The organism is Flavobacterium chuncheonense, from assembly GCF_042686145.1.
Taxonomy (GTDB): Bacteria; Bacteroidota; Bacteroidia; order Flavobacteriales; family Flavobacteriaceae; genus Flavobacterium; species Flavobacterium chuncheonense.
This window is the reverse complement of record NZ_JBHUPC010000020.1, coordinates 41,110-57,591: the sequence shown is the minus strand read 5'-3', so window position 1 is coordinate 57,591 and position 16,482 is coordinate 41,110. Positions and strand designations below refer to the sequence as shown.

Here is a 16,482-nt window from a genome sequence, read left to right as displayed (position 1 = left end):
TTTTAAAAAGCAGAAGCTTTAAGTTTTAAACCCGTAGTTTCAGGAAGACCAAACATTATATTCATGTTTTGGATAGCTTGACCTGAAGCTCCTTTTATTAAATTATCAATAGCACTGTGAATGACTATATGAGTTTCATTTTTTTCAATATGAATCATACATTTATTTGTATTCACAACTTGCTTGAGATCGATAGTGTTTTCTGAAACAAACACAAAAGGGTTGTTCTCATAAAAGTTACAATACTTTTTTTTGATTGTATCCAAGTCTAAATCTGTTTCAATTGTAGAGCTTGTAAAAATCCCTCTTGTAAAATCGCCCCGCCACGGTACAAAAGCTAGATTTATTGCGCTATTGTTTAATTGTTCCAATGTTTTGCGTATTTCAGGAACATGTTGGTGACTTAAAGTTTTGTACGCCGAAATATTGTTTGCTCTCCAGCTAAAATGTGAAGTTAATTGTAATTGTTGTCCCGCACCTGTGGAACCTGTAATACCTGTAGTATACACATTTTTAAGAAGTTGTTCATTAGCTAACGGTAGTAAAGCCAATTGAATTGCGGTAGCAAAACATCCTGGATTGGCGACGTAGTTACTTTTTGCAATATCAATTTTATTTACTTCCTGTAAACCATAGATAAAATTTTCATTTTGAAATTGACTATTAATTCTAAAATCGTTTCCTAAGTCAATAACTTTTACTTCATTACTAATAGTATTGTTTTTAAGCCATGTGCTGCTTTCGTTGTGCGGTAAACACAAGAACAAAACAACTACAGTATTGGTATAAATATTTGAAAAACTTAAATTGGTTTCGCCTATTAAATCGCTATGTACAGCCGTAATGGGTTTTCCATCAAAGATTCTACTCAATACAAAATCAATTTCAACTGCTGGGTGTTGCAGAAGTAGTCTTATGAGTTCTCCTCCTGTATATCCCGCTGCTCCGACAACCCCTACTTTTATTTTGGTATTCATTATAACGTTATTTTTTTTGCATTAACTTGATGGTAAATTGTTAATGCGTTACTCAATATTTTGGAATAGCCTTTTACATCTTCTCCTGACCATCCTAGGTTCATTTCTCCATAGCTTCCAAATTTTGAAGCCATCAAATCATTTTCCGATTCAATCCCATTCAAAATAAAACGATACGGTAAAAGCGTTATGTGTACAGTACCATTCACGTTTTTCTGTGTATTTGTAAAAAACGCTTCGATGTCACGCAGTGCTGGGTCTAAAAAAAGCCCTTCATGTAGCCAACTACCATACCAATCGGCCATTTGATTTTTTAAGTTCAATTGGAATTTTGATAAGGTATGTTTTTCTAAAAGATGATGTGCTTTTAGTATAATCAATGCAGCGGCAGCTTCAAAACCAACTCTTCCTTTAATACCAACGATAGTGTCACCTACATGTATGTCACGTCCTATCGCAAAAGGTTTAGCGAGTTCTTCCAAATATTGAATTGCTTGGCTTGGATGACTGAAGATTTCGTTGTTAATACCTTTTAATTCACCTTCTTTGAAAAGCAATGTGATATCGGTTTTATCATCTTCCGTCTTTAAAAGCGGAGATGGATATGCTTTTTCAGGTATGTTTAAATGGGATGTCAAGGTCTCTTTTCCTCCTACAGAAGTACCCCAAAGTCCTTTGTTGATAGAATATAAAGCCTTTTCAAAATTGATTTCGATATTGTTTTCTTTCAAAAATTCAATTTCAGCTTCTCTTGAAAGCTTTAAATCTCTAATAGGAGTAATGATTTCTATTGAAGGGCAAACAACATTAAAGATAACATCAAAACGAACTTGATCATTACCGGCACCAGTACTTCCATGAGCAATGGCATCAGCATTTATATTTTTAGCGTATTGCGCAATAGATTGTGCTTGAATAGTCCTTTCTGCACTTACCGATAATGGATACGTATTGTTTTTTAATACATTTCCAAAAATTAAATATTTCACACAAGTGTTGTAATAGCTTTCTACAGCATCAACACAAGTATAGGAATGTACGCCAAGTTCGAGGGCTCGTTTTTCTATTCCAGCAATTTCTTCATTAGTAAATCCTCCCGTATTTACAGTTACTGCATGAACTTCATATCCTAATTTTTTTGATAGATAAACGGCGCAAAATGAAGTGTCTAATCCTCCACTATATGCTAATACAACTTTCTTCATTTTCTAATTGGTGTTTTAATTTTTCATTTTCATTATCGTAAATCATGGCGGTGCACAAACAATTTTTTTTGTTCTTTGCCAATAATATCTCATAGTTGACACAGCTTTTACAACCGCTCCAGAAATTCTCATCTTGAGTAATTTCCGAATAGGTGATAGGTTTGTAGCCCAATTCGCTGTTAATTTTCATAACGGCTAATCCAGTTGTTAAACCAAATATTTTGGCATGAGGAAACTTTGTTCGTGATAAGTTGAAAATCGCTTGCTTGATTTGGCGTGCCAAACCTAAATGCCTGAACTTGGGTGCTACAATTAATCCAGAGTTGACAACAAATTTCTCATCGCTCCAGGTTTCGATGTAACAAAATCCCGCCCATTCATTATCTGAAGTAAGAGCAATGATAGCATTACCTTCTTCCATCTTTTTTGTCAAGTATTCTATAGAACGCTTGGCAATACCTGTGCCTCTGACTTTGGCTGAACTTTCCATTTCATCCAATATTGTTTGGCTGTATACTGCATGTCCAGCATGAGTAAGTTCAAGTTTGATTTTCATTTATTTACAAAATTTCGGCAAACTTAAATAAAAAATCTTAATATTTGTTATTAATAAGATATTTTATCTTTTTAATAACATTTAACGGATAAGTTATTTTTTATTGGTGTCTTTTAAAGTGTTTTTTTCTTTTACTAGAATAGATTTTCAGTTACTTTCAATAAGTTTCCTTATTTTTGCACTTTGAAATTTAAAAAGTAAGTCATGATTTTACCTATATATGGATATGGAGAGCCTGTTTTAAGAAAAATGGGTGAAGATATTTCTCAAGAGTATCCAAACTTAAAGGAGACAATTGCTAATATGTATGAAACTATGTATCATGCACATGGTGTAGGTTTAGCTGCTCCTCAAGTGGGATTACCAATTCGTTTATTTATTGTGGACACCGAACCTTTTGCGGATAGTGATGAGGTTTCAAAAGAAGAAGCTACGGAATTGAAAGGTTTCAAAAAGACCTTCATTAACGCTAGAATCGTAAAAGAAGAAGGAGAACTTTGGGGGTTTAACGAAGGCTGCTTAAGTATTCCAGACGTTCGTGAAGATGTTTTTCGTCATGAAAAAATAACTATTGAGTATTTTGATGAGGATTTTAATAAAAAAACGGAAGAATACGATGGTTTAATAGCACGTGTTATTCAGCATGAGTATGACCATATTGATGGTATTTTATTTACCGATCATTTGTCAACTTTAAAGAAGAAATTAATCGGTAAAAAGTTGATGAATATCATGGATGGTAAGGCACGACCTGATTATAAAATGAAATTTGCCAATAAAAAAGGAAGATAATAATTGCTTTAATTTTAATAGTTTAGAATAGACAATTATTCTTTAGTAGAATTTTAAGATTTTAGTTTTTGTTTATTTTAAATTAAAAAATATATTTGCGAACCTTAACATAAAGAAAAATGAGCATACAAAAAATATTAGCTATATCTGGAAAACCAGGTTTATATGAATTAAAATTACAAACTCGTACAGGTTTTGTAGCGGAGTCACTTTTAGACGGGAAAAAGATTACTGTTGGTTTACGTAGCAATGTAAGTTTGTTATCAGAAATCGCTGTTTATACTTATTCAGAAGAAGTACGTTTATCTGAAGTTTTCAAAGCTATCGCAACTAAAGAAAACGATGCTGCAACAATTTCACATAAAGGAGATGATGCTACTTTAAAAGCATATTTTCGTGAAGTTTTACCAGAATTTGATGAAGATAGAGTATATACTTCTGATATCAAGAAAATTTTAAACTGGTACAATATTTTACAACCAAAAGGGTATGTAACTGTTGAAGCTTTAACTGAAAAAGAAGCAAAAGAAGAAACAGCTGAGTAATCAGGCTGAAATTATAAAAGGGAATCCCGCATTTTAGTGCGGGATTTTTTATTTTTACAGTACCCTCACTTTTAATTTAAACTATATAAAAATGAACACACGCCAACAACAATTAGAAGCATTTAATCGATTATTAGATATTATGGATGATTTGCGTGAAAAATGTCCTTGGGATAAAAAGCAAACACTTGAAAGTCTACGTCATTTGACCATAGAAGAAACGTATGAATTGGGCGATGCTATTTTGGATAACGATTTACCTGAAATTAAAAGGGAACTTGGTGATTTGTTACTACATATTGTTTTTTATGCAAAAATAGGTAGTGAAACTAATGATTTTGACATTGCTGATGTTGCGAATGCTATTTGTGATAAACTCATTGATCGTCATCCCCATATTTATGGAGATGTTGTGGTAGAAAATGAGGAAGAAGTAAAACAAAATTGGGAGAAATTAAAATTAAAAGAAGGTAAGAAGTCTGTTTTAGAAGGTGTTCCAAAGAGTTTGCCTGCACTAGTAAAAGCAAGCCGAATCCAAGACAAAGTTAAAGGTGTAGGGTTTGATTGGGAGGAATCACATCAGGTTTGGGAAAAAGTTCAAGAGGAGTTGAATGAGTTACAAGAAGAAGTAATTAAAGGTGATGCAGATAGTATTGAAGCGGAGTTTGGCGATGTATTATTTTCAATGATTAATTATGCTCGTTTCTTAAAAATTAATCCTGAGGATGCTCTTGAACGTACAAATAAGAAATTTATCAAACGCTTTATGTATTTGGAAAGTAAAGCCGGGGAACTTGGGAAACCATTAAGTGATATGACACTTGCAGAAATGGATGTGTTTTGGGAAGAAGCAAAACGACTCTAGTTGGTAATGTCTTGATATTCATTTGTTTTTTTTCGTTGAGTGCTTTTTTTTGGTTATTTTAGTGTATCATTTCTGATACATTTAAAATAATGTTTATGGATAAAAAACTATCACATCAAATTGTATTGTTGATTATTATTTTTTGCAATACTGCTTTTGCTCAAAATGATTCTACAAATGTATCCGATTCTATTAAAAAGGAAAAAAATATAAAGTTCAATCCATTTCCTTATTTTAGTCATAATAAAGTTCTAGGCTATTATTATGGAGGAGGTGGAATGTTAACTTACCGTCTTCAAAAGGAAGATACAATAAGTCCACGTTCAACTACTGGTGCTTTTTATGTGCGTACTACGAACGATACTTGGTTTTCAGTATTGTTTACTCAAATGTATTTTAACGAGGATAAATGGCGTGTAATTGCTGCTACTGGAACAGGATTGTATAATTTTCAAACGTATACAGAGTTACCTGATAGTGAGCCTGATTTTTATGATTATGGCTCTCGTTCTGTAATGTTGAGTGCAAAAGTGTATCGAAAAGTATACAAGAAGAATTATTTAGGATTAGGTTATTATTACAGCCGTACAAAAACAAGGTTTGAAGAAGCGGCAACAGATTCTATTTCTAATAATAATTCATTACAAATGTTATTTTTGAGAGATACACGTGATAATGTGTATTATCCAAAAAAAGGAAGCAAGTTGAATGCAATGTTTACATTGTACCCAGAATGGATGGGAAATGTAAACAATTTTGGAATTTTTAACGCCTACTACAATCGTTACTATGGTATTAGAAATGATAAGGATGTTTTAGCAGTAAGAGCTTATGCTAAAGTGGCGACTTCAACATTAGATTTTCAAAGACAAGTTGTTATTAATGGCATTGATTTAAGGGGGTATACCGATGGGAAATATAGGGGAGATGGAAAAGTTGATGTTCAAGCTGAATACCGTTGGAATTTTTTGCCTCGGATTGGATTGGTTGGATTTGGAGGTTTAGGGACGTTATATGGTTCAGAGTTTAGTGAGTTTAATGGAAGTCTTTATCCAAGTGGTGGATTTGGAGTACGTTATTTAGCAATTAAGAGTACGCAAATGCGTATAGGTTTGGATGTGGCGAGAGGAAAGGACGATTATGCTATTTATTTTAGAATAGGAGAGGCATTTTAAAAGATAAAATTAAAGAATAAAAAAGCCAAGTATTAAACTTGGCTTTTTTTATTGATGTGTAAAATTAAATCTGTCTAAGTTTACTAAGTTTTTCTTTCCAAAGTTTTAGTTCCTCCTTATGACGCTCGATGTTCTTTTTAACTTCTTTTATAAAAGGATTTTCTCCTTTTGAACTTGAACTAATAAATTGGATATTATTTTCCAATTGGAAAATTTCATTTTGAACTTCATCTATTTTTTTACGAATAAAGTATTGTTCTTTTTCAAGCGCTCTGTCATCTTCATTTTCTACCATTTGTTCAAGTTTGGCATCAAACTTCATCATTTCGGTATCTTTTTTAGAAAGGCTTAATTTTTCAAATAAAGCATCTAATATTTTGTTGAATTTACCTTCAATATGTCTGCGGTTATAAGGTACTCTTCCAATTGATTTCCATGATTCAATATGTGCTTTTATAGCGTCTAAATCGGTTTTGTGGTCACCAACTAATTCAAAAGATTTTAATTCTTCTAAATATGCTTTTTTCTTTTCAAATGCTTCAACTTCTTCTTGGTTTTCAGCGTTTCTTACTTTGTGTAAACGATCAAAGTAATGGTTGCAAGCATCCTTAAACTCTTTCCATATTTTATCAGAGTATTTTCTTGGTACATGACCAATTTTACGCCAATCTTCTTGTATTTGCTTCATTACAGGTGTTACCGCATTGAAATCTTCACTGTTTTGAAGTGCCACAGCTTTTTCAACTAAAGCAATTTTTTTATTTAAATTCTCTTGTTGCTCGTGCTTGATGTTTTTGTAAAAAGCATTTTTATTAGTATTAAATTCACGAACAGCAGTTTTAAATTCAGCCCAAGTATCTTCGTTTACTTCTGCAGGAACTCTACCAGCTTTAAAGAAACTTTCTCTTAAAGCTTCCATTTTTTTAATTTGAGCTTGCCATCCGTTATGCGTTGTGATACTTTCTTTGCCTAAAGCTACAATTTTAGCAATTATTTCTTTTTTGTGTGCTAGGTTTTGAGTTTCGCGTTCTCTTGCTTGACTAAAATACGCTTCGCGTATTTCGTGCATTTGATGTGTTATATCGCTAAATTCATTCCAAATGGCTTCACGAAATTCACGATCAACAGGTCCAATTTCTTCTTTCCAAACTCGGTGTAATAATTGTAACTCACGAAAAGCTTTCATAATATCGCTTTCGTCTAATAATTCTTTAGCACGCTCAATTATAGCTTGTTTTTGCTCTAAATTGTGTTTGAAATCTTGATCGCGAGCCTCTTTATCTAAATGAATTAAATCATAAAAACGCTCAATGTGAAAATGGAAGTTGTTCCAAACAATATTGTACTTGTCCCTTGGGATAGCTCCAGCAGCTTTCCAAGCTTCACGTATTTCATTTAGTTTTTTGAACATATCACTGATGGTCATGGTCTCATCAGTGTTGTCAACTAAATTTTTTAACTCTTCAATTAAATCGTTACGAAGCGTTAAATTATTTTTTAAGTTCTTTTGTAATTGGTTGTAGTAGTTGTTTCGATTGGTTTTGTAATCATCATAAACCGAATCAAATTTATTTTTTAATGGGAAATGATATTCGAAAACAGCATTTTCATCTGTATTATTAGCATTAAACTCGTCACGTTTGTCGTCAAGTAAGTGGTGGTATTTGTCCATGAAAGCCTTGCGAATTTCTTCAACGTGGTCTTTAATAGCCATTACTTTATGGTGGTGTACAAGCTTGTCTAACTCAGCTGTTAATTCATCCATCGAAAGCGAATCATAATCCAACATAGGAATGCTATGTTTGTCTTGTACTGATTCATCTTCATTTTCTTCAGCATTGCTATCATCTATAGTATCTTGAACAGATTTGATAGCGCTCGTACTTACACTTTCTTGTGTGTCATGATTTTGTTGTCCGTCTGCTGCTTGCAGGTTATCATTCTTTTCTTCTAACATCGTCAATTAATGCTTAAGGTTATACTAATTGTGCTCGAAGATAATAAAGGAGTACGAAAAAGGCAAAGGAAATCGGTTAAATGTGCGTTTTTTTACGAGAAAAGAATTATTTGTTATTGAATTTTATACAGAAAAATCCCTTTGAAGGGATTTTTGTTAATACGTTTAGAAAATACTAAAGTTAAGACTAAAAGATTCCATTGGTTTATTTGTTCCAAAGTAACCATGCTTTCTCAGCTTGGAAAACCAACATTTCATAACCGTTTTTAATAGTTGCCCCTTGTGCTTTTGCTTTTGAAAGAAAAGCGGTTTCTTCTGGATTGTAGACCAAATCATATGCAATGTGTTTTGGTGTGAAAAGCGAGTAATCTAAAGCTGGACAATCATCAATGTTTGGATGCGTACCAACAGGTGTTGTGTTGATTATAATTTGGTATTCGTCAAAAACTTCATCGTTGACTTCATTGTAAGATAACTCATATTCTGAAGGTGTTCTCGATACAAAATCAAACTCAATTTTTAATTTTCGTAATGCAAATGCGACTGCTTTACTTGCACCACCTGTTCCTAAAATTAATGCCTTTTTGTGGTGTTCTTCCAAAAGTGGTTTTAAGGATTTTTTGAATCCGTAATAATCGGTGTTGTATCCTTTTATTTTTTTCTTTTTTGAGAAAACAATCGTATTTACGGCACCTATAGTTTTTGCATTTTTGGAAAGTTTATCCAAATACGGAATAATTTCTTCTTTGTATGGAATTGTAACGTTTAAACCTTTTAAACCTTTAGTTTCGGCTAAAATATCTGGGAAATATTTGATGTTTTCGATGTCAAAATTTAAGTATTCACAATTATCAAAATGAAACACTTTGAATTTGTTTGAAAAATATTTTTTAGAAAAGGAATAACTGATGTTTTTGCCAATTAATCCGTATTTAACTTGTTTTTTATTTTTCTTCTTTTTTGCCATCTTAGTTTGTTTTACCAAATTTCGTTGCTAATTTTTCAAGTCCGAAAATTAAAATAAATCCTAGAATCATGAATAGAATTGCAGTAAAAATTTTGGGATCGCCTTCAAAATTATTTGGCAATATACTCTTTTCTATAAATGGTACGGTTTCTCCATGACTGTTGATACGTGTTTCCAATGTGGTTTTCCAAGGCCATATTTTGTTTAAAGAGCCAATCATGAAGCCTATAAGTACAGCCAAAGTTGTGTTTTTGTGGTGGTAAAACATCCAATGTAGGACTTTTGAAAATAATTTAAGGCCTAAAATTGCACCTAAAGCAAATGTTCCAATTTTTAAAAGTGCTTCGCTTAATAATTCGGTATTCATTTTGGTAATTCCTTCACGAAATTGGTTTATTGTTCCTATAACGGTTTGATAAGAACCCATCAGCAAAAGGATAAAAGCTCCTGAAACGCCAGGTAAAATCATGGCTATAATGGCAAGAAAACCTGAAAGAAATATATAAGGATAACTTTCCGGAGAATGTATTGGTCGAGCAATTGTGATAAAGTAGGAGATGAGAATTCCAATCAGTAATGCTGAAATACTTCTTAGTTTCCAATGCGTAATTTCTTTCCAAATTAGGCTAATACTCGCTAATACTAAACCAAAGAAGAAAGACCAAACAAGAATAGGCTGTTCTTCAAGTAAATGGGTAATAACTTTTGAAAATGTGATTATACTTAACCCAATTCCTAAAAGTAATGCTGTAAGGAAGTTACCATTTAATTTTGCCCAAGTTACTTTTAATCCGCTTTCTTTTAAAGTTTTAAAAATACTTGGATTAATATTATTAATACTGTCAATAAGTTCTTGATAGATGCCTGAAATAAAAGCTATTGTACCGCCTGATACACCAGGAACGACATCAGCTGCTCCCATAGCAATTCCTTTTAGTGTGATTAGTAGGTAATCTGGGAAAAGTTTTCTCATGTAGGATTTAATAAAAAAGTCATTCACAAACTTTAGTAAAGTTTACGAATGACTTTGTATGTTTTTAGGGTTAAATTTTGTGTTTTGCGATTAAATTTTGGATTGTTTTTTTATTCCAAACTGAAGGGAAATAATCTTCAATAATGCTATGGTTTTTAAAATTAAGTTGCAAACCATTTACTAAGTGAAATTTTCCTTTTTTAGTATCTCCAACAAGGTAGTATAATCCAGCTAATCGATATTCAATTTCATACTCGTTTGGAAATAAATCTAGCGATTGTAGTAAAATTTCAATTGCTGTTTCGTATTCACCCAGTACTTGAAGCATATTTGCCCATAGTATAAAAGTATCAAGATTGATATCACCATTTTCAAATGATTTACGGTAACCAAGTTCTGCTTCTTCATAATTGTCAAGCGATTGGTTGATTACAGCAAAACGTTTCCAATACAAACTGTTGTCTCCATCAATACCAATTGCTTTGTTTACATAATATAATGCTTTTTGGTAGTTCTTTTGACGAATGTAAAAATCAGTAATAGCAATCCATCCCTTGTCTAATAAAGGGTCTTCATGTACCGTTTTGTGATAATATTTTAAAGCTTGTTCAATATTTCCTAAGCGCTCATAGCATTTTCCTACTCTTAGTAAAGCAAATGAAGTTGCATCATCAAGTTCCATTGTTATGTTGTAACAATCAATTGCTTCTTGGTATCGTTTTAATTTCTCAAGACCTTTCGCTTTTTCAAGATAAGCTCCTAAAAAGTTTTCATCAATTAAAGTAGCGTAGTCAAATGCCCAAACCGATTTTTCATAGTTTTTAACAGCATAAAATTGACGCCCTAATTGATGCCAAGCGACTTCACAATACGGATTTTTATCAATAAACGATTCTAGATAAGCAATAGCTTCATTATTTTGATCTAAGAAATCAAAACAATACACTACATTGTATAAGGCAGAGTAATCTTCAATATCTTCATCCAAGCACTTGATGAAATAGCTTTTTGCTTTTTCTAAATTGTCCATGAACAAATATTCCATTCCAATCATGGAATAAACATCGGCATAATCATCAGTATATTCTAATGCAGTTTCAAGTGAAGCAATAGCTTTGTCGTGTTGATCGCGTTTTGAAAAAATATTGGCTCTTTGAATGTAGATTTCTTCGTTGTGAGGTTCAATAGCGTAGAGGTCGTTTAGTAATTTTTCAGCAATATCTAATTTGTCTTCAAATACTAAAAGCTCTACTTGAACCAATTTTAACCCCGTAGACTTTGGATGTTGGTCCAAAGCTAGTTTTAAAGCTTTTTTAGCTAAATTCATTCTTCCCGTGTCCATGTAGTGAAGAATAATATCTTCAAACTCTTCAGAATCAAAGAAAAAAACTTTATTGGTTTTTAACATTGATTCAAATTTAGACAAGGAAAGGTTGTTTTCTTCTTCATCGTGACTCAATCTCATAGCTTTCTCTTTTTATGGTTTTGTCCTTATTAAAATTAAGGATTTAATAGGGGCTTTTATTTTTTGTAGGATAATTGTTTTAAACAATTTAATTAACAATTCTATTTATTAATTTCCTACCGTATTAAGTACGTCAAGAATAATGCCACAACCTTTTTTTATTTCTTCTTTTGAAATCGTTAAAGGGGGCGTTATGCGTATAGCACAACCTTCAAACAATAGCCAGAATAGAATTAGCCCTCTTTTATGACATTCTAAAATTACTTTATTAGTGATTTCAGGACTTTCTGTCATAGCGGCTAGCATTAATCCTTTTCCTCTTACTTCTTTGATTAAGGGATGTACAAGTAATTCTCTAAATAATTGTTCTTTTTCTAATGCTTCAGTCATCAGGTTGCTTTCTGTAACTTCTTGTAGTGTGGCTAAAGAAGCGGCAGCAATTACAGGATGGCCTCCAAAAGTAGTAATGTGTCCTAGTTTTGGGTCGTGACTTAATAAATCCATCATTTTGGCAGACGCTGTAAAAGCGCCTACTGGCATTCCACTTGCCATACCTTTACCCATTACGACTACATCGGGAACAATATCATAATTTTGAAATCCAAATAGTTTTCCTGTTCTTCCAAAACCAGGTTGGATTTCATCTAAAATCATTACAGCACCAACTTCAGAACAACGTTGGCGTACCTTTTTAAGGAAATCATTTTCAGGTTGAATGAATCCAGCACCTCCTTGAATGGTTTCTAATAATACACCAGCTGTTTTAGTAGTTATCTTTTCTAAATCAGCTTCGTTGTTAAAGGTGATGAAATCAACATCAGGTATTAATGGGCGAAAAATTTGTTTACGCTCTTCAAACCCCATAACACTCATACTTCCCATAGTGTTTCCATGGTAAGCGTTATGACACGAAATCAATTGACTTCTACCTGTTACTCTTCGTGCTAATTTTAAGGATCCTTCAATAGCTTCTGTACCAGAATTGACTAAATAGGTTTTATTTAAAGGTTCTGGTAAGTGAGTGGCTAATAATTTACATAATTCTGTAGCTGGGTGTTGTGCGTATTCTCCGTACACCATTACATGCGAATATTTGTCCAATTGTGTTTTTATAGCGTCATTAACACGTTTTGGTTGGTGACCTAAAGTGTTTGCTGATACTCCAGCAACAAAGTCTAAATATGGTTTTCCTTCACTATCGTAAATATATGACCCTTCTGCTTTTGAAATTTCCATTGCTAATGGATGCGGAGAGGTTTGTGCTTGGTATTTAAAAAAATCGTCTAGCATATTTCTGTCGATTCGGTAAATTGATTAAAAAGAGAATCAATTATTTTTTAGAAATTTTCTTTTCTCTAACTGGTTTTTGAGGTTTTTTATCGAAATCTAAGGTTTCAGGTAAAGTTTCCATAGGAACATTTTCTTCTGAAGCTTTAGCTTTCGATTCTAAAAGTATTTTTTCATGAAGAATATTTTCCTCCTCAGGGAAAATATCATCTTTTGATTTGATACGTTCATCACCACGCCATATAAAACCTCTTAATTTACGTGCGTTTTCAGGTAGTTCTTCTCCTGGATAGGTTTCAGATTCGGTATTGTTATAATTTGTTAAGGTTTGAACTTGGTTGTTTTCAATTGTCAAACTGATTTTACTGCATTTTCCTTTGTCAATTCCAATTAGTTCATTGTCATCGTCGTATGCATAGTGAATGTGCTCCGTATTTTTTACAATATCAACTTGGTGCAACTCATTATTTTTAAAGGTTCCGTATAAATTTTGACCTTTGGTTTGATTGTATTGGTTAATACCTAAAGTGTCTTTTTGTACAATGAAGGCATTGTTGAGTACTTTTAGAGAATCGAGTTGTTCAGTTTGGTTATTGCCAATTAAGTGCATCACATCCCCTGTCATTTGGCTGTCTCCATTCCAAATCACTGGTCTTCCGATAAGTTGAGTGAGACCTGTTTTATTGTTAGAATGTATCGAATCGCATTTTCCGCTCATATCGGTCTTGTAAAATCGTACATTGTTAAATGCTCTAATAACTCGGTCTTCAGGAGGTCCTGTTACCAACATTTTTTTACCGTGCATGTACAGCGAGTCGTTTTCAATTTTGGTAATTACAACAGCTCTTTTGGTTAGTATAATAGAATCTTTTCTAGTTTGAGTATCACGGTACATTTCAGCGTAATGTCCTTTGGCAACCATATTGTTTATGGTGTCTGTAATTTTTACATTGTTGATAGCACGTGAAAAGTTTTTTGCTTGATCGTAGTACAAATCGTCTCCTTCGATAATTTTGTTGTCATAGCTTATCTTGGAGTTCTTTTTAAGTTTTCCAATATTATTGGTAGTGTCATAAAATCCATTTTCAGTGTAAATTACATTACCCTCATTGGTTATAGTGGATGGTCCAAATACATAAGCATGACCTGAGTTTTCATAATAGTCCAAGTGGTTGGTTTCTATTTTAGCTTTTGGGTTGGTTACCGTTACAGCAGTTATAAATTGGTATTTTTTGGAACTGATAAAATACTTTCCTGATTTACTTACTAATGTGTTTTCTTTATTGATAATCTTTCCATAGCTATTGTAAAAAGCCAACTGATTTTTCTTGTCAAAGAAAATGGTATCGGTAGTTAAAGTTGATTCTGGGGAACGTAAATTTACATCTCCAGTAGCAAAAGCAAATTCTGTTTCACCATTGTATTCGGCATATCGACTGTTAAGAGTAATGGTGTCACCTTGGTTTACAACAACATTTCCAAATACTTTGACATAATTTTCTTTGTCGAAAAGATACGCTTTGTTGCAGTTTATTTTTACGCCATTGTGAATTACTCGTACATTTCCGGTGAAAATAGTTGCGTCTGGATATTCATATTCATTTTTGTCAATGAAATCGGAGTGATCAATAATTATCTTTTTCGTTTGTTGTTGATCAATGGTTTTTTTTTTAGTTTCTTGGGCTTGAACTAATTGGAGGTTTCCAATGATAAAAAATAAAAATAGCGCTAATTTTTTCAATCGATTGTAATTTGTGTCAAAAATAAGTAAAAACTACAAAAGCGCTCGCTAATTAAGATTTTTTTATCATTATATTTTATAGCTTGAATAAGCATTCAACGTTTACTTGTTTGGCTACTTTTTTGGAGATGACACTAGGAATTTTAATATCAAAATCATCTGTATTTACAGTGAAAGTATTTTGAATTTCAATTTTGCCAGAATAATTTTTAATATAAGCTGTTGTAGTAATCTCTTTTTGCTTTCCGTGTACTTCTAGTGTTCCGTTTATGGTATATTTCATTGGGCTTTCGGATAAATCAGTTATTTTGAAATTTTCAATTTTACCTTTAAAAATACCTTTTGGGAATTTTGTACTCTCCATATAGTTTTCGTTGAAATGTTCTTCCATTAGTGCAACTTTAAAATGAAAGCCTTTCATTAATGCTAATGCTGCAATTTCGCCAGTATCTACATTTAAAATACATGTTACATCTTTGTTTGTAGCTTTCACTTCCTCAAAAGAAGGTACGGATGCTTCAAATGTAACTTCACCTGATTTGGTTGTTCGTTTATTTTGAGCATAACTGCACAAAGTAATAAGAAGAAATAGGTATAATATGAAATTTTTCATTTTTTTATTTATTCTAGTAATCCATCATTTTGCCATTGGATTACTTGGTTAATTACAGCTTGTGGTAATCGTGTTCCACCATTTGGCATCATGCCTGGGGCTCCTTGTTCTCTTGATATTCTATCAATAAGACCTCTGTTAAGAACTGCATCTTTTACTAATGCGTAGCTTGTTAATGCCATAGGAGCTCCGTTTTGCGGTGTTTCAGCATGACAGCTTACACAATTGTTTTGAATAATTGATTTTACGGTATTGGAGTAGGTTACTATTTGTGTTTCTTTAACAGGTATTAAGTCATCAGGAGAATCGTTAGTACAACTTGTTAAAATTAGTAATATTACTATTGCTTTTATTTTTGTTGAAAATTTCATATTTTTTATGTTAAAAAATTAATGTAAATTTACATTATTATCTTTTTAAATAAAAATGTTTTGAATTGTTTCTTTTATTGTTTGTTATGAAAAAGATTAAAGTGTTAATTGGAATTTTTATACTGCTTTTGTTTGCTTTTGCTATGTTTAATTATATCTATAAAGGGCATCGTGATGTCAGTTCTGAAAAGCCTAGTTATGTTATATCAGCTGTTGATTTGGAAAATACATTTCTTGAAAATGAAGAGTTTGCCAATAAGAAGTATTTGGATCAAACTATTGTGATTAATGGAAAAGTTACCGATGTAGATGTTGTAAACAATATTATTATTTTGGAGGGAAAGGTTTCTGCAAAATGTAATGTTCCAATTGTGAATGTTAATTTTGGTACTATCATTAAAGTAAAAGGGCGCTTCATCGGTTATGACGATTTATTAGAAGAATATCGTATGGATGAGTGCACTGTAATTGATTAAGTTATGAGGAAATTAATACTGTTTTTTTTGTTGAGTTGTTTTTTTGGGGTAGCTCAAAATAGAGATTTTTTTGATGTTGCAAGAAATGGGTCTGTAGCCGAAGCAAAGATTTTCTTTAAACAAGATAATTCTGTAGTGAATGCATTAAATAATCATGGATTTTCCCCTTTGATTTTAGCGTGTTACAGTAGTAATCTGGAAATAATCGATTTTTTATTGGAAAATGGAGCCGATTTAAATTATGTTTCGCAAGAAGGAACTGCTTTGATGGCTGTTACAGTTAAAGGTAATATTCAGTTGGTTGATTTGCTATTGCAAAAAGGGGCAAATCCAAATTTAACCAACGCAAATGGGATAACGGCTTTAATGTATGCAGTACAGTTTAATAATTCTGAAATAGTCAAGAAGTTATTAGATAATGGAGCAGATAAAAATATTTTAACTGATTCTGGGAAATCAGCATTTGAATACGCTGTTTTAGCGAATAACGAACAAATTATTAATCTATTAAAATAAG

General features: G+C 32.3%; 17 protein-coding genes. 6 read left to right on the top strand and 11 right to left on the bottom strand.

Going from position 1 to position 16,482, the window contains the following annotated elements:
* Window positions 1-2 precede the first annotated feature (2 nt).
* The 3 genes from argC to ACFS5J_RS12675 are packed head-to-tail and all read right to left on the bottom strand — an operon-like array spanning window position 3 to window position 2,738.
* Entirely contained in the window at window positions 3-977 is a 975-nt protein-coding gene (argC, locus tag ACFS5J_RS12685) for an N-acetyl-gamma-glutamyl-phosphate reductase (protein WP_379812599.1), read from the bottom strand.
* Window positions 977-2,182 carry an argininosuccinate synthase gene (locus tag ACFS5J_RS12680; RefSeq protein ID WP_379812598.1) on the bottom strand — a complete coding sequence of 402 codons (1,206 nt, stop codon included), beginning with the start codon at window positions 2,180-2,182 and terminating at the stop codon, window positions 977-979. Before ACFS5J_RS12680 ends, argC begins: the two co-directional genes overlap by 1 nt.
* On the bottom strand, window positions 2,157-2,738 hold the full coding sequence (locus ACFS5J_RS12675) for a GNAT family N-acetyltransferase (RefSeq protein WP_379812597.1): 582 nt from the start codon (window positions 2,736-2,738) through the stop codon (window positions 2,157-2,159). Before ACFS5J_RS12675 ends, ACFS5J_RS12680 begins: the two co-directional genes overlap by 26 nt.
* A 204-nt stretch (window positions 2,739-2,942) precedes the next feature.
* On the opposite strand from ACFS5J_RS12675, the gene def reads away from it, so the two are divergent.
* From def to ACFS5J_RS12655, 4 genes are all read left to right on the top strand, one after another.
* Window positions 2,943-3,530, top strand: a complete 588-nt coding sequence (gene def, locus ACFS5J_RS12670) for a peptide deformylase (RefSeq protein ID WP_379812596.1) — start codon at window positions 2,943-2,945, stop codon at window positions 3,528-3,530.
* Window positions 3,531-3,649: 119 nt separating this feature from the next.
* The gene (locus ACFS5J_RS12665; RefSeq protein WP_379812595.1) at window positions 3,650-4,075 is read left to right on the top strand and encodes a DUF5606 family protein; all 426 of its coding nucleotides are present in this window, start codon (window positions 3,650-3,652) and stop codon (window positions 4,073-4,075) included.
* Between the two features lie 91 nt (window positions 4,076-4,166).
* Window positions 4,167-4,940 (top strand): nucleoside triphosphate pyrophosphohydrolase, encoded by a 774-nt coding sequence (mazG, locus tag ACFS5J_RS12660; protein WP_379812594.1) that lies wholly within the window; start codon window positions 4,167-4,169, stop codon window positions 4,938-4,940.
* A gap of 95 nt (window positions 4,941-5,035) precedes the next feature.
* Window positions 5,036-6,115 (top strand): BamA/TamA family outer membrane protein, encoded by a 1,080-nt coding sequence (locus ACFS5J_RS12655; protein WP_379812593.1) that lies wholly within the window; start codon window positions 5,036-5,038, stop codon window positions 6,113-6,115.
* Between the two features lie 64 nt (window positions 6,116-6,179).
* On the opposite strand, the gene ACFS5J_RS12650 is transcribed toward ACFS5J_RS12655, so the two are convergent.
* The 8 genes from ACFS5J_RS12650 to ACFS5J_RS12615 form a co-directional block, all read right to left on the bottom strand.
* Window positions 6,180-8,072, bottom strand: a complete 1,893-nt coding sequence (locus tag ACFS5J_RS12650; protein ID WP_379812592.1) for a DUF349 domain-containing protein — start codon at window positions 8,070-8,072, stop codon at window positions 6,180-6,182.
* A gap of 205 nt (window positions 8,073-8,277) precedes the next feature.
* A complete protein-coding gene (locus tag ACFS5J_RS12645) occupies window positions 8,278-9,039 on the bottom strand; it encodes a shikimate dehydrogenase family protein (protein ID WP_379812591.1) in 762 nt (253 codons plus the stop codon).
* A 1-nt stretch (window position 9,040) separates the two neighbouring features.
* Window positions 9,041-10,012 carry a DUF368 domain-containing protein gene (locus tag ACFS5J_RS12640; protein ID WP_379812590.1) on the bottom strand — a complete coding sequence of 324 codons (972 nt, stop codon included), beginning with the start codon at window positions 10,010-10,012 and terminating at the stop codon, window positions 9,041-9,043.
* A 70-nt stretch (window positions 10,013-10,082) separates the two neighbouring features.
* Complete coding sequence (locus ACFS5J_RS12635) at window positions 10,083-11,477, bottom strand: tetratricopeptide repeat protein (RefSeq protein ID WP_379812588.1); 1,395 nt, start codon at window positions 11,475-11,477, stop codon at window positions 10,083-10,085.
* A gap of 108 nt (window positions 11,478-11,585) precedes the next feature.
* Window positions 11,586-12,767: an aspartate aminotransferase family protein gene (locus ACFS5J_RS12630; RefSeq protein WP_379812587.1), complete on the bottom strand. Its 1,182-nt coding sequence runs from the start codon at window positions 12,765-12,767 to the stop codon at window positions 11,586-11,588.
* Between the two features lie 40 nt (window positions 12,768-12,807).
* Window positions 12,808-14,505 carry an OstA-like protein gene (locus ACFS5J_RS12625; RefSeq protein WP_379812585.1) on the bottom strand — a complete coding sequence of 566 codons (1,698 nt, stop codon included), beginning with the start codon at window positions 14,503-14,505 and terminating at the stop codon, window positions 12,808-12,810.
* A gap of 76 nt (window positions 14,506-14,581) precedes the next feature.
* Window positions 14,582-15,118 carry a YceI family protein gene (locus ACFS5J_RS12620; protein WP_379812584.1) on the bottom strand — a complete coding sequence of 179 codons (537 nt, stop codon included), beginning with the start codon at window positions 15,116-15,118 and terminating at the stop codon, window positions 14,582-14,584.
* An 8-nt stretch (window positions 15,119-15,126) separates the two neighbouring features.
* Window positions 15,127-15,489, bottom strand: a complete 363-nt coding sequence (locus ACFS5J_RS12615; protein ID WP_379812583.1) for a c-type cytochrome — start codon at window positions 15,487-15,489, stop codon at window positions 15,127-15,129.
* A gap of 86 nt (window positions 15,490-15,575) precedes the next feature.
* Here ACFS5J_RS12615 and ACFS5J_RS12610 point away from each other — a divergent pair, with 86 nt between their 5' ends.
* Both ACFS5J_RS12610 and ACFS5J_RS12605 read left to right on the top strand, forming a co-directional pair.
* Window positions 15,576-15,965: an OB-fold protein gene (locus tag ACFS5J_RS12610; protein ID WP_379812582.1), complete on the top strand. Its 390-nt coding sequence runs from the start codon at window positions 15,576-15,578 to the stop codon at window positions 15,963-15,965.
* A 3-nt stretch (window positions 15,966-15,968) separates the two neighbouring features.
* Entirely contained in the window at window positions 15,969-16,481 is a 513-nt protein-coding gene (locus tag ACFS5J_RS12605) for an ankyrin repeat domain-containing protein (RefSeq protein WP_379812581.1), read from the top strand.
* Window position 16,482 lies beyond the last annotated feature (1 nt).

What these genes read in the sequence shown, in the direction of transcription:
- ACFS5J_RS12650 (WP_379812592.1), bottom strand. Translation starts at nt 8,072, where the DNA reads ATGTTAGAAGAAAAGAATGATAACCTGCAAGCAGCAGACGGACAACAA.
- ACFS5J_RS12605 (WP_379812581.1), top strand. Translation starts at nt 15,969, where the DNA reads ATGAGGAAATTAATACTGTTTTTTTTGTTGAGTTGTTTTTTTGGGGTA.
- mazG (WP_379812594.1), top strand. Translation starts at nt 4,167, where the DNA reads ATGAACACACGCCAACAACAATTAGAAGCATTTAATCGATTATTAGAT.
- ACFS5J_RS12615 (WP_379812583.1), bottom strand. Translation starts at nt 15,489, where the DNA reads ATGAAATTTTCAACAAAAATAAAAGCAATAGTAATATTACTAATTTTA.
- ACFS5J_RS12655 (WP_379812593.1), top strand. Translation starts at nt 5,036, where the DNA reads ATGGATAAAAAACTATCACATCAAATTGTATTGTTGATTATTATTTTT.
- ACFS5J_RS12665 (WP_379812595.1), top strand. Translation starts at nt 3,650, where the DNA reads ATGAGCATACAAAAAATATTAGCTATATCTGGAAAACCAGGTTTATAT.
- ACFS5J_RS12610 (WP_379812582.1), top strand. Translation starts at nt 15,576, where the DNA reads ATGAAAAAGATTAAAGTGTTAATTGGAATTTTTATACTGCTTTTGTTT.
- argC (WP_379812599.1), bottom strand. Translation starts at nt 977, where the DNA reads ATGAATACCAAAATAAAAGTAGGGGTTGTCGGAGCAGCGGGATATACA.
- ACFS5J_RS12630 (WP_379812587.1), bottom strand. Translation starts at nt 12,767, where the DNA reads ATGCTAGACGATTTTTTTAAATACCAAGCACAAACCTCTCCGCATCCA.
- ACFS5J_RS12620 (WP_379812584.1), bottom strand. Translation starts at nt 15,118, where the DNA reads ATGAAAAATTTCATATTATACCTATTTCTTCTTATTACTTTGTGCAGT.
- ACFS5J_RS12640 (WP_379812590.1), bottom strand. Translation starts at nt 10,012, where the DNA reads ATGAGAAAACTTTTCCCAGATTACCTACTAATCACACTAAAAGGAATT.
- def (WP_379812596.1), top strand. Translation starts at nt 2,943, where the DNA reads ATGATTTTACCTATATATGGATATGGAGAGCCTGTTTTAAGAAAAATG.
- ACFS5J_RS12680 (WP_379812598.1), bottom strand. Translation starts at nt 2,182, where the DNA reads ATGAAGAAAGTTGTATTAGCATATAGTGGAGGATTAGACACTTCATTT.
- ACFS5J_RS12645 (WP_379812591.1), bottom strand. Translation starts at nt 9,039, where the DNA reads ATGGCAAAAAAGAAGAAAAATAAAAAACAAGTTAAATACGGATTAATT.
- ACFS5J_RS12635 (WP_379812588.1), bottom strand. Translation starts at nt 11,477, where the DNA reads ATGAGATTGAGTCACGATGAAGAAGAAAACAACCTTTCCTTGTCTAAA.
- ACFS5J_RS12675 (WP_379812597.1), bottom strand. Translation starts at nt 2,738, where the DNA reads ATGAAAATCAAACTTGAACTTACTCATGCTGGACATGCAGTATACAGC.